Source organism: Streptomyces sp. NBC_00568 (assembly GCF_026341855.1).
Taxonomy (GTDB): domain Bacteria; phylum Actinomycetota; class Actinomycetes; order Streptomycetales; family Streptomycetaceae; genus Streptomyces.
The window spans coordinates 7,224,286-7,236,539 of record NZ_JAPENW010000001.1; the positions used below are offsets into that span (position 1 = coordinate 7,224,286).

General features: G+C 70.3%; 10 protein-coding genes. 7 read left to right on the plus strand and 3 right to left on the minus strand.

Going from position 1 to position 12,254, the window contains the following annotated elements; translation table 11 throughout:
- Positions 1-11: 11 nt before the first annotated feature.
- Positions 12-638, plus strand: coding sequence for a dTDP-4-dehydrorhamnose 3,5-epimerase family protein (locus OOK38_RS31425; protein ID WP_266766229.1), 627 nt, complete (start codon positions 12-14; stop codon positions 636-638).
- Positions 639-836: 198 nt separating this feature from the next.
- Here OOK38_RS31425 and OOK38_RS31430 read toward each other — a convergent pair whose 3' ends face one another.
- Positions 837-1,850: a Gfo/Idh/MocA family protein gene (locus OOK38_RS31430; RefSeq protein ID WP_266766228.1), complete on the minus strand. Its 1,014-nt coding sequence runs from the start codon at positions 1,848-1,850 to the stop codon at positions 837-839.
- Between the two features lie 196 nt (positions 1,851-2,046).
- Between OOK38_RS31430 and rfbA the strand changes: the two genes are divergently transcribed.
- Positions 2,047-2,916 carry a glucose-1-phosphate thymidylyltransferase RfbA gene (gene rfbA, locus OOK38_RS31435; protein ID WP_266766227.1) on the plus strand — a complete coding sequence of 290 codons (870 nt, stop codon included), beginning with the start codon at positions 2,047-2,049 and terminating at the stop codon, positions 2,914-2,916.
- 60 nt (positions 2,917-2,976) lie between these two features.
- Entirely contained in the window at positions 2,977-4,053 is a 1,077-nt protein-coding gene (locus OOK38_RS31440) for a glycosyltransferase (RefSeq protein ID WP_266766226.1), read from the plus strand.
- A gap of 157 nt (positions 4,054-4,210) precedes the next feature.
- Here the strand turns inward: OOK38_RS31440 and OOK38_RS31445 are convergent, their stop codons facing one another.
- Positions 4,211-5,386: a glycosyltransferase gene (locus tag OOK38_RS31445; RefSeq protein WP_266766225.1), complete on the minus strand. Its 1,176-nt coding sequence runs from the start codon at positions 5,384-5,386 to the stop codon at positions 4,211-4,213.
- Positions 5,387-5,660: 274 nt separating this feature from the next.
- Here OOK38_RS31445 and OOK38_RS31450 point away from each other — a divergent pair, with 274 nt between their 5' ends.
- The 4 genes from OOK38_RS31450 to OOK38_RS31465 all read left to right on the plus strand — a co-directional run bounded on the left by OOK38_RS31450 (position 5,661) and on the right by OOK38_RS31465 (position 10,095).
- Positions 5,661-5,924 (plus strand): hypothetical protein, encoded by a 264-nt coding sequence (locus OOK38_RS31450; RefSeq protein ID WP_266766313.1) that lies wholly within the window; start codon positions 5,661-5,663, stop codon positions 5,922-5,924.
- Positions 5,925-5,995: 71 nt separating this feature from the next.
- Positions 5,996-7,267 carry an adenylosuccinate lyase gene (gene purB, locus OOK38_RS31455; RefSeq protein WP_266766224.1) on the plus strand — a complete coding sequence of 424 codons (1,272 nt, stop codon included), beginning with the start codon at positions 5,996-5,998 and terminating at the stop codon, positions 7,265-7,267.
- Complete coding sequence (locus OOK38_RS31460; protein ID WP_266766223.1) at positions 7,251-7,652, plus strand: GNAT family N-acetyltransferase; 402 nt, start codon at positions 7,251-7,253, stop codon at positions 7,650-7,652. The genes purB and OOK38_RS31460 overlap by 17 nt, the downstream gene beginning before the upstream one ends.
- 271 nt (positions 7,653-7,923) lie before the next feature.
- On the plus strand, positions 7,924-10,095 hold the full coding sequence (locus tag OOK38_RS31465) for a TerD family protein (protein ID WP_266766222.1): 2,172 nt from the start codon (positions 7,924-7,926) through the stop codon (positions 10,093-10,095).
- A 199-nt stretch (positions 10,096-10,294) separates the two neighbouring features.
- Here the strand turns inward: OOK38_RS31465 and OOK38_RS31470 are convergent, their stop codons facing one another.
- Positions 10,295-12,235 (minus strand): multicopper oxidase family protein, encoded by a 1,941-nt coding sequence (locus OOK38_RS31470; RefSeq protein ID WP_266766221.1) that lies wholly within the window; start codon positions 12,233-12,235, stop codon positions 10,295-10,297.
- Positions 12,236-12,254 lie beyond the last annotated feature (19 nt).

Genomic DNA, 12,254 nt, shown 5'->3' on the forward strand with positions numbered 1-12,254 from the left:
AGGAGCAAGCGGTGCTGATCTCGGAAATGACGGTCCCCGGCGCCTACCGCGTCCAGCCCGAGCCCCTGAGCGACCGGCGGGGCCACTTCTTCGAATCGGTGAAGGCCAGCGCCCTGCTGGCCGACAGCGGCTGGGACTTCACGGTCCGCCAGGTCAACTACTCGGTCTCCCGGCGCAACACCCTGCGCGGCATCCACGGCACCAAAGTCCCGCCCGGCCAGGCCAAGTTCGTCACCTGCGTACGCGGCAGCGCGCTCGACATCGCCGTCGACATCCGCGTGGGCTCGCCGACGTTCGGCCACTACGACGTCACCCACCAGAGCCCGGAGACGGGAACGGCCGTCTACCTGCCCGACGGCGTCGGCCACGCCTTCCTCGCCCTCAGCGACGACACCTGCATGAGCTACCTCTGCTCGCAGGAGTACGAGCCGGGAACCATGATCGACGTCGACGCGCTCGACCCGGCCCTCGCCCTGCCGTGGGACCTGAAGGAACCGCCGATCCGCTCGGACAAGGACGCCGCGGCCCCCACCCTGGCCGAAGCGGCCGCGGCCGGTCTCCTGCCGACCTTCGAACAGTGCCTGCCCCACCGGGCCTTCGCGCTGCTGAACAACCCGGCCGGCCACCGCGAGGGATGACACCGAGCCCTCCCCGGGCCGGAACCCGGAAGAATTGCCGCACCGAAGAAGAACCAGGAAGAACGAAGAAGAACCAGAAGGACGAAGAAGAACCAGAAGAACGAAGAACGGCAGCCGGCGTCCGCGGACGCTCGCTGCCGTTCTTCTTCGCTCTTCTTCGTTCCCCGTCTCTTCGCCGGGGGCCTCACCCGCCGCCGTTCATCCGGGCTCCCGGCCCAGGGCGTGCTCGCGGATGCGGGCCATCAGGGCGGCCTGCCGCAGCAGTTCGTGATGGTGCGCCGCCCGCAGGCTTGGATCGCGCACCGCGTCGTGGAAGGCGGTGAACACCCCGAGGAACTGGTCGGACGCCGGGGCGGTGATCCGGGTCTCGCGGTCCCTCTGCTGCAGCCGCAGCACCGGACGGGCGCTCGGCGAGGGGGTGAACGCCCACTCCAGGACCAGACGCCCCTCGCTTCCCCACAGGTCGTACGTCGAGCGGTAGCTGTGGGACAGGCCGAAGGAACAGTTCGCGGTGACACCGGCGCCGTCCCGCAGCAGCGCCACCCCGGACACATCCACGCCCCGCTCCGGATCGAACGTCAGGCCCGCCCCCAGCACCTGCGCCTGCGGCCCCAGATACTCCTGGGCCGCGCGCACCGGATAGCAGCCGACCTCCCACAGCGCCCCGCCGCCCAGATCAGCCTGGTACTTGATCCCGGCCGGGTCGGTCGGCGGAATGCCGAACACCCCGTTGTAGGACCGCAGTTCCCCGATGGCGCCGTCTGCCACCAGGGACAGTGCCTGCTCGTGCTGGGGATGGCGCAGGAACGCGAAGTTCTCCATGACGAGCAGCCCGCGCTCCTCGGCGAGCGCGATCAGGGACCGGGCACTGTCCTCGCGGGGCACCGCCGGCTTCTCGAGCAGGACATGCTTTCCCGCCTCCAGCGCCCGGCGCGCCCACCGGGCGTGCTCGCTGTTGGGCAGCGGGATGTAGACCGCGTCGATGTCGGGCAGTTCCAGGAGCCGCTCGTACCCCGCGACGGCCTTGCAGCCGGCCCGGGCCGCGACACCCTCGGCCTTCTCCCGGCTGCGGCTCGCGACCGCCACCAGACGGAACGGCGACTCCTCGATCGCCGGGAGGGCCCGCCGCACCGCGATGTCGGCGCACCCGATGACGCCGATACCGGCCCTCTGCTCGGATTCAAGAACGGGTGTCAGATCTTCGATGTTCACAGGCCCACCTAAAAGACGACAGAAATTCGCATGCCTGAACCGGGATAACGCCAGCCTGAGTAAACGGCACCGGGTTTGTCAACATTCACGCCATTCACGGTCCCGTGACATCCGGGGAGGCTTTTGAACGTGTGTTACCCCAATATAAAGTGCGGACATCGCCTAATGGGCACGAAGTCACTGAGGAGGCGCCACGGTGAAGGGCATCATCCTGGCCGGCGGCAATGGCACGAGACTCCATCCGATCACGCTCGGTGTCTCGAAGCAAATGCTCCCGGTTTACGACAAGCCGATGATTTACTACCCGCTTTCGGCCCTGATGCTGGCGGGAATCACGGAGATCGAGATCATCACCACCCCCGACGACCTGGAGATGTTCCGCCGCCTGCTGGGCGACGGCTCCTGGCTCGGGATCTCCCTGACCTACGCGGAACAGGACAAGCCCCGCGGGCTCGCCGACGCGTTCCTGGTCTCCGCGGACCACATCGGCGACGACTCCGTCGCCCTGGTCCTGGGCGACAACATCTTCCACGGCTACGAATTCGGGCCCATGCTCCAGCGGGCCGCCCAGAACATCGAGGGCTGCGTCCTGTTCGGCTACCCGGTGCGCGACCCCGAGCGCTACGGCGTCGGCACACTCGACGACCAGGGAAAACTCATCGCCCTCGAGGAGAAGCCCACCCAGCCGCAGACCAACATGGCGATCACCGGGCTGTACCTCTACGACAACCAGGTCGTGGACATCGCCCGCGGGCTGCGGCCCTCCGAACGCGGAGAGCTGGAGATCACCGACCTCAACCGGGTCTACATGGAACGGGGCGAGGCCACCCTGATCCCGCTCGGCCGCGGCTTCGTCTGGCTGGACACCGGAACCCACGACGCGCTGATGGAGGCGGGGGACTACGTCCAGGTCCTCGAACACCGCCAGGGCGTACGCATCGCCTGTCTCGAAGAGATCGCCTGGCGCATGGGATACATCGACCAGGAGGCCTGCTACCGGCTCGGAAGCCGCCTCTCGAACTCTTCCTACGGGCAGTACGTCATGGAAATGGCCCAGGCGGGCTGAGGACGAACGGCACCCCGGAACACCGAAATCCGCCCCCTCACCGGAAGAAGTCCCATCGCCATGAAATTCCTGTTCACCGTCGGCGGCAGCCAGGCGGCCGTCTTCGGCGTCGCCCCCCTCGCCACGGCCGCACGCAGCGCGGGCCACGAGATCCTCCTCGCCGCCGACGAACCCCTGATGGCGGCCGCGCAGTCCGTCGGCCTGCCCGCCGTCTGCATCACACCCGAGCGCATGCGCTACGGACAGGACGCCCTGACCGCCGCCGGCCGCCTCGACGCCCTGCTGGAACTGACCGGGCAGTGGAGCCCCGACCTGGTCGTCGGCGGCCTCTCCCACGTCCCCAGGGTGCTCGCCGCCCGCCTCAAGGTCCCCTACGTCCGCCACATATGGCACATCGCCCCGATGGCCCGCCGCGACCGCACGGCCGTGGCCGAACTGAAGCCGGAACTGGAACGCCTGGGCCTGGCCGAACTGCCGCCCCCCGACCTCTTCATCGACCTGTGCCCGCCGTCCCTGCGCCCGCCCGGCGCCCCCGCCGCACAGTCGATGCGCTGGGTCCCCCGGGTGAGCCAGCGCCGCCTCGAACCGTGGATGTACACCCGCCCTGCCGGCCGCCGCCGCGCCCTGATCACCGCGGGAACCCGCAACCTCATGCTCGACACCCCCGGCAGCTCGCTGCGCACCCTGGTCGAGGAACTGACCGGCGCGGGAGCCGAGGTCCTCATCGCCGCACTCCCGGAGGCCGCCGAACAGTTCGGCTCCCAGCTGGGCGACGTCCGTATCGGCTGGATCCCCCTGGACGTGGTCGCCCCCACCTGCGACCTGGCCGTCCACCACGGCGGCGCGACCACCGCCATGACCCTCATCAACGCGGGCGTGCCCCAGCTGATCATCCCCGACAACGGCTACGGCAAGGCCGTCGCCCAGTCCATCAGCGACTTCGGCGCCGCCGTCATGGTCGACCGGCACCGGCCCGAGCCCGGCCGCGGCCCCGACGAGATCACGGCCGCCGGCTGCCGCGCGATCCTCTCCGACCCCCGCTACGCCGAGCGGACCCGGCTCCTCGCCGAGGAGAGCGCGTCGCTGCCCACTCCCGCCGAGGTCCTGCGCGACATCGAGGCACTCACCGCCCGCTGAACCAGAATGCGGCCGGCCGGTTCCCCGGCCGGCCGCATTCGCTTGCCACGCGCAGCTCCCGAGCACGCGCATCGCCCACGCACATCGCCCTGGGACCGCGGAGAAACTCTCCGCGGTCCCAGGGCGATGGCGCTCGAGCCGCCGGACGGACCCGCCGTCAGATCAGAGCCTCCAGCCGGGGCACGATCTCGGCGGGCGTGGGAAGCGTCGAGATCTCCTTGGCGAGGAACTGGGTGCGCTCGGTGTAGCTCGGGTTCTCCAGCAGCTCCCGGCACGCCGCCGCGATGACCTCGCCGGGCGCCTTGTCGGGCTCCTGCGCCTGCGGCCACAGCGTCTTGCCGGCACCGAAGCCGCTGATGGCCTTGGCGATGGCCTCGCGGTGGTAGTTCGGCGGGAACTCCGGAGGGTTCTCCGGGATGATCAGCTGCGGCACGCCGTTGGCCATCAGCGTCGTGGCGGTGGTCGCGCCGCCGTGATGGACCGCCAGATCACAGGTGGCGGCGGCGACATCGATCGGGATCCAGCCGACCCGCGCGTCACCCAGCTGCTCGCCGAACCGCTCGGCCGCGCCGGGGGAGGCGGCGATCAGCACCTCGGCGCCCAGCTTGCCCAGCTCGCTCACCAGCAGCGGCATGGACCAGCCCGGCTCACGGAACATCAGGCTGCGGAACCCCGAGGTGATCAGCACCCGGCGGCGGCCCTCGGGACGGGTGTACATCCAGCGCTCCAGCCGGCGCTGCGGGTTGGACGGGATCCAGCGCAGCGACTGCGCGGCGGGGTCGTGGGCCGGCCGCAGCGACGGAGGCGTCGAGTCCAGCAGCAGATCGGGCTTGAGCAGCCCGTCCACGCCCAGGCGCTCCAGCTCGGGCCGCAGCTCCTCCTCGGCGCCGGGGTCGATGCCGGTGAGCGGGATGCCCAGGTACTCGACCTGGCGCACATAGGGGACCTTGAGGTGCGCGGCGAGCAGCATCGCCGCGTAGCTCTGCGAGCTGCCGACGACCACGTCCGGGGTCCAGTCCTTGGCCAGCTCCAGCAGGGACTTCACCCCCGCCAGACCCATCTGCGCGAAGCCGCGGCCCTGGCCGAACATCTCCTGGTCACCCAGCTCCCGCGGGAACCGCAGGCCCTTGCCCGGGTTGGTGATCCGCATGAAGTGCCGGATCGGATCGACGGTGAAGCAGAAGGTGGGAAGTCCGATGGCCTCCGCGGTTTCCACCCACGGCTCGTGGGCGGCCAATATGACCTGATGGCCCGCGTTCCGCGCGGCCGTCGCCAGCGGGGCAGCGGCATAGTAGGTGGCCTGGCTGCCCGTGGTTATGAACAGGATTTTCATGGCACTCCGGATGCTTTTCGTGGACGCGGCCTGACGCATTGACGAACATCACCGATGGTCCGCAACGCGCCCTTTCTCTGTCAAACATCCTCAAATGGCAAGCCCGTTCAATTGCGGATTCCGCGCAGTTGAACAAGACATATGCCGGACCCGTTCCGAGGCCTCGCCGTGGCAACATCGAACATTGCGCGGCCCTTGGTGTCCGATCATCATGAGGTCGGAACGTGCGGCGAGGAAGTCCCGGAAAAACGGATACCGAAAGTCGGTGGCACCCATGAATACCCTGATCTACAACGCCCGAATGGCGCTCCGTGACGTCATGGAAGTGAATATCTTCACGCAGGGAAACGACAAGGTCTATCTGACCGTTTTCCCCGAGCTGGTCTGGGAGGGCTCCAAGGAGACGCAGTCGGACAAGGTCATCCGGTCCGTCATCGACCGCCTCCACGACATGGACCTGGACGTCGCCGGCGGTGAGGACGCCGTCCGCACCCTCCTGGACTCCGGATCCGTGGAGATCATCCGCAAGGCCGCCTGAAACCGGTGCACCGGGCCCGCACACCCCGTGCGCCCGGTGACCCGATCCCCTGACGAGGAGGTACCACGGCCGTGATTTCCCGCTACGCCCTGCCGGAGATGGCCGAACTCTGGTCCGACCAGGCCCGCTACACCACCTGGGCGCGGGTGGAGGTGCTGGCCTCCGAGGCGCAGGCGCTGCTCGGCCGGGTCCCCGACGCCGCCCTCGCCGACATCCGACGGGCCGAGGTGCCCGCGGCGGCACGCGTCGCGGAACTCGAACGCGAACGCGACCACGAGATCCTCTCCTTCCTCGCCGCCTTCTGCGAGGACCTGCCGGACGACTCCGCGCGCTGGGTGCACCTGGGCATGACGAGCTACGACCTCGTGGACACCGCCCTGGGCCACACCCTCGCCCGGGCCTGCGACCTTCTGACCGGCGCCGCCGGCCGACTGCGCGGGGCCCTGGTGGACAAGGCGACCGAGCACTGGGACACGGCGTGCATCGGCCGCACCCACGGCATGCACGCCGAGCCCACCACCTTCGGCCACAAACTCGCCGGCTTCGCCTTCGCGATCGACCGCTCGGTGCGCCGGCTGACCGACGCACGCGAACAGGTCGCGGTGGGAACCATCTCCGGCTCCGTCGGCACGTACGCCCTGATCGACCCCTTCGTCGAGGAACACGTGTGCGCGGCCCTGGGCCTGGGCGTGGAAGAGGCACCCAGCCAGGTCGTCGCCCGCGACCGGCACGCCCAGCTCGTCCAGGCCGTCGCGACCCTCGGCGCCTGCGTCGAGCAGATCGCCGTCGAGATGCGGCTGCTGTCGCGCACCGAGGTCCGCGAGGTGGAAGAACCCCGCACCGCCGCCTACCAGGGCTCCAGCGCCATGCCCCACAAACGCAACCCGACCACCAGCGAGCGATTGACCGGGCTGGCCAGGCTGCTGCGCGGATACGCCGGGACGATGCTGGAGAACGTGGCGCTGTGGCACGAGCGGGACCTGTCGCACTCCTCCGTCGAACGGGTCGTCCTGCCGGACGCGCTGACCGTCGCGCACTACCAGGTGAGCGCGGCCACCGACCTCGTAGAGGGACTGCAGGTCTTCCCCCACCGGATGCGCACCGCGATCGACGCGACCGGCGGACTGGCCTACAGCTCCGCCGTCCTCGCGGACCTGCTGGAGGCCGGCAGCGAGCGCGAGCGCACCTACCGCACGATCCAGGACGCCGCCAACGGCGAGGACTTCCTCACCGGCCTCAGGACCCAGGGCATCGAGACCGGCCCGCTGGAACCCGGGCGCTTCCTGACCCACCACGACGTCATCCACAAGCGATTGGACAAGCTGCGTGAGCTGGAGCATTGAGCGGGAGAACGGATCCGACCTCGACCTCGCGGACGTCCTGCGCGTCTACGAGGAGTCCGGCCTCGGCGAACGCCGGCCCGTCCAGGACACCCAGCGCATGGCCGCCATGGTGCGCGGCGCCAACCTGGTCATCACCTGCCGCGTCGACGGCGAACTGGTCGGCATCGCGCGCAGCGTCTCGGACTTCTCCTACGTGACCTACCTGTCCGACATCGCCGTCGTCCGCGCCTACCAGCGCACCGGCATCGGCCGGCAGCTCATCGACGCGACCCGCAAGGAGGCCCCCCAGGCCAAGATCGTCCTGCTGTCGGCCCCCGCAGCGGCCGACTACTACCCGCACATCGGCTTCACCGCTCACCCCTCCGCCTGGGTCCTCAATCCTTGACCCCCGAATGCCCCGGGTGCCCGCGCTGCCCCACCGGCGCGGGCATCCGCGTGTGCGACGGCCGGTCCGAGGAGGCGCGCGCTGCTCGGCGCGGGCGCGGGGGCATCGGCAGGTCCGGGCCCGCGCTCAGGAGCACCGGAGCCCGGAGAACTGTCCCGCAACTGCCGGTCGCGGGGGAGACGACCTCGCTGCGGCAGGTGTGATCACGGTGTCGGGAGCGCGCACAAAAACCCCTGTGCGCCGGCTCGCACACCTCTGCGATCATCCCCGGATGGCGCACAGTCTCGAATCGCTGGTCATCCGGCACACCCACCGCCTTCCCTCCCCCAAGGGCTCCGCCGGTCAAGGAGCCGGCGCCGCACGGCAGTTCGACGCGGCGCTGACATCCGTGGGCTTCAAGCTCTCGGCCGAGCTGCTGGAGCGGCTGTCGGGGCTGTCCGAGGACGCGGTCGTGCACACCGCAGAGCGGACGCTGCGCACCGTGAGCGAGATGGTGGGCGACCACGTCCGGCACAACGCGTACTTCATCGACTTCCCGGCGAACGTGCCGGACACCGAAGAGTTCTGGATGAGTTGCGTGGCGAAGGCGCTCGGCGACGAGACGTCGCGCGAGAACGTGCTGACGCAGCTGGCGCACGGGGTGCTGGACCTGCTCAGCCTCCCCACCTACGGCCGCTACCAGCACACCTACGAGGAGATGCTCGCGGCGCAGGACGAGCTGATCGCCTCGGCGGGCGACCGGGTCACCGTCCTGCATCTCGGCCGGGACCTGGACGACGAACTCACCGGCCTCTACCTGGCCCTGGCCGGCAGCACGACCCCCCTGGGCGAGGACGACCTGCGCGACCTCAAGACCCTCGCCGAGCGGTGCGCGCTCGGCCCCCAGCCGGAGGCGATCCCGGTCCGGGAGAACAGGGCGGTCGTCAACGAGGCCCGGCTCGGCGTCGGGGCGGACCTCCTCCTCGACACCGTCACCGATGTGCTGCGGCTGGCCTGCGCGCTGTCGGGCGGCGACGTGACGCTGCAGGAGCCGACCCGGTTCAGGGCGCTGTCGCGGCCGCTGCGCCGGGCACTGCTCGCGGGTCTGGACGCCGTGGTCGCGGCGAACCCCGCGAAGCTCGCCGATGTGCACGCGCACCGCGAGCCCTTCAAGCGGCTCGGCGAGCGCCTCCACCCGCACGAGTACCCGCGCTGGCCGCACGCCGCCGACGTGTTCGCGGTCGCTCGGGGCGAGAAGGAGGCACGGTCCTTCGACAGCCGGGTCGAGAAGCTGCTCGACGAGTTCGACGTCCTCGGTGCGGTGAAGCTGCTGACGTCCGCTCCCGGAAAACTGTTCCGCGCCCTGGACCTCCTGCTGCGCATCGCCGCCGACCAGAACGAGCGGGACGCGGTGGTGGCCGCCGCGGTGCAGGTCGCTCCCGGCGTCTCCGGCCGGGTCGTGCTCTCGGTGCGCGAACACCTCCACAACCGGGAGCGGGAGAGCGACGAACCCCGCATCTTCGTCAACCGCCGGGGCCGCGCATGGGTGACCCCCGACTTCCGGCCGCCGGTACCGGCCGCGGACCGCGATCGTCTGATCGCCGCCCTCGACGCCGAGATGCGTCGCCGGCTCCCGGCGCCGGGCCGGCTGCTGCTCGACCCCGACGTCCTCGACGTGGCGCTTCCGCTCAGCGGCCGGGCGACCGCGGCCGGGCTCGGCGTACTGCCGCGAGGGTCGGTCTCGGCGGTCGACGGCGAACAGCTGCGCTTCTTCGTGTACTGGAAGGAAACCGAGGACCGGACCGACTACGACCTGTCCGCACTCCTTCTTCACGCCGACTACAGCACCGATGCCTGGCTCTCCTACACGTCCCTCAAGGCTGTCGGGGGCGAGCACTCGGGCGACATCACCGAGGCGCCCGACGGCGCCTCGGAGTTCATCAACCTGTCCCTGGACCGGGTGCGCAGCACCTTCATCGTTCCGCAGGTCAACATCTACGCCGGCGAAAACTTCGAGGAGGTCGAGGAGTCGTTCTTCGGCTTCATGCTGCGCGACGGTGAGCACAAGGGCCGGCCGTTCGAGCCGCGCACGGTGCGGATGAAGTCGGAGCTGCGCGGGGTGGGCCGGGTGGCGCTGCCGCTGGTGTTCCGGCGCGGGGACGACGGCCGGTGGCGCGCGAAGTGGCTGCACCTGTATCTGAAGGGCATCTCGTCGGCCAACCGGGTCGAGGAGAACCAGGTATCGGTGTCGAAGGTGGTGCGCGCCATCGTGGAGCGCGAGCAGTTGACGGTGGGATACCTGATCGACCTGATGTCCCGCGACACCACGGCCTTGGACCTGTGGGACGGCGAGCCGGTCCCGGACGAGCCCGTGATGTACATCGGCCTCGAACGTCCCGAGGGACTGCACCCGGACTCCCGGATCATCACCCTCGAAAATCTGCGCGACTTGATTCCGGGCTGAATGCTAGCGTTGCCCACGGCGAGGCCATGAAGGGGCTTCCTTCTCATTCCTTTCCGAAAACGAGTTCTTTCGCTTTCCTCGCCGCCGACTTCGACTGGGAGGCGCCCGCGTGGCGCCTCCCAGTTTTTGTGTGCGCCGGGTCGCGTCGTCAGCGGTCCGAACGGCCGACAGCCCTTGGTGCGCGGCCCGCAGCACGCGGTCAGTGATGGTGGCCGCCCGCGTTCAGGTGGGCGGCGGGGCTGACCACCAGGGGGCGGACCATGTGCTGTTCGTGCTCCAGCATGTGGCAGTGGTGCACGCCCCGGCCGACAACGGGGAAGCGGACCGCCACGGTGACCAGTTCGCCCGGGGTGCCGTTCGGGCCCGGGGTGATCTGGCCGGCCGTCCCCACCCGGACCGTGTCCTTCTCGCCGCGTTCGTGCGCCTCCAGTTCGGCCGCCGCCTTGAACGCGATCGGCCTGGCCGAGCCGCGGGTGACCCGGTCGAACCCGGTGATGTCGTAGTTCTCCCGGGACAGCACCTGGAAGTGCGCCAGGTGGATGTGCATGGGGTGGGGGGAGGCGGCGAGGTTGAGGTACTTCCAGATCTCCACCCCCTCGTGCGCCGCGGTGAACGTCGCGCCGTCGTCGTAGGCCATCGCCGTCCTGCGCAGCGTGACGAGCGTGCCGTCGGCGTCCTTGACCTGGACGATCCCGGCGGCGGGCAGCGTGATGTCCTGCGCGTCGATCTCCTCCATCTCCCACAGTTCGGGCATGTTCTGCGTGCCGGGGCCCACCAGCACCACCCAGCGCGGGGGCCGGTCGTGCGGCAGGTCGTGGTGGCCGACCCGGGTGAAGGTGGGGGAGAGGACCCCGGGCAGCGTGAACTTGGCCGAGGGCCTGCGGTCGGCGACACGGAACTGCATCACATCGGGTTCCAGCAGGTCGTTGCGCTTGCTGGACTCGCCCGGCGTGATGCCCTGCAGCGTGTTGACCAGCTTGAGGGTCTGCCCGCGGAACGCCTGGAAGTCGACCAGGACGTCGGCGCGTTCGCCGGGGGAGAGGTTGAGCGCCCCCTCGACCGCGAGCGGCTCGCCGAGCAGCCCCTGGTCGGTCCCGATCACCTTCAGCGCCCCCGCCACGGGCCGGCCGTCCGCCAGCAGCATCAGCCGGTAGATCCGGGAGTTCGCGGTGTTGACGATCCGGAACCGGTACCAGCGCGGGTCGACCTCCAGATGAGGCCAGATCACCCCGTTGACCAGGGTGTAGGGGCCCGCGTGCGTGCGCATGAGGCGCTGCGCGCCGACCATCTCCACCTTGTGCAGCAGCCGGCCGGTCGGCGCGCCCGAGGCGTCCGTGTCGAAGTTGCGGTCGCTGAGGATCAGCGGCACCTCGTGCCGGCCGCCCGGCAGGTCCAGGGCCCGTTCCTCCGCGTTGCGGGAGATGAACAGGCCCGCCAGGCCCGCGAACACGCTGAAGCGGCTCACGTGGTGGGTGTGGTCGTGGTACCAGAGCGTGGTGGCGGCCTGGTCGTTCGGGTACGCCGACAGCTGGACGTCGCCGGGAGCCAGCAGGTTCTCCATCCAGCCGTCGTTGCCGCCGCCGGTCAGCATGCCGTGCAGGTGCACCGCGGCCCAGGGCTCCAGGCCGGCCACCCCGGACACCTCCTGGCAGCCCTGCGTGCCGGGGTAGTTGGACAGCGGGTCGGGGGAGGGGCCGGTGGCCAGGCCGAAGTCGACGGCGGTGACCGGCAGCGTGCCGGTCAGACGGTTCTCCCACGCCACCCGCAGCCGCCGTCCGCGGACCGTCTCGATCGTCGGACCGGGGTAGGCGCCCTCGTACGTCCACATCCGCACCGGCGGGAGCTGCGAGTGCACGGTGATGTCGGCGGTGCGCATGCGCACGGTCAGCTCGTCGTGGTCGCCGCGCTCACGCGGGCGCAGCACCGGCGGAATCCGCAGCGGGTCGGTGAACTTGGTCAGCCCCAGTCCGGCCGCCGACGGCTCCGGGCCGCCGGGGGCCGCGCCGACGGGCGAGGCGAACACGGGCGCGGATCCCACCAGGGCACCCAGGCCCGCAACGGCCCCGCCCCGCAGCAGCGTACGGCGGTTGACTCCGGGCCCCTCGGGCCGCTCCGGTATACCGGCAGATGCAGTCTCCATCCCCGCGACGTTAGGGACG

Coding starts and splice junctions, on each gene's coding strand:
- OOK38_RS31440 (WP_266766226.1), top strand. CDS start 2,977: ATGAAATTCCTGTTCACCGTCGGCGGCAGCCAGGCGGCCGTCTTCGGC.
- OOK38_RS31445 (WP_266766225.1), bottom strand. CDS start 5,386: ATGAAAATCCTGTTCATAACCACGGGCAGCCAGGCCACCTACTATGCC.
- OOK38_RS31450 (WP_266766313.1), top strand. CDS start 5,661: ATGAATACCCTGATCTACAACGCCCGAATGGCGCTCCGTGACGTCATG.
- OOK38_RS31465 (WP_266766222.1), top strand. CDS start 7,924: ATGGCGCACAGTCTCGAATCGCTGGTCATCCGGCACACCCACCGCCTT.
- OOK38_RS31470 (WP_266766221.1), bottom strand. CDS start 12,235: ATGGAGACTGCATCTGCCGGTATACCGGAGCGGCCCGAGGGGCCCGGA.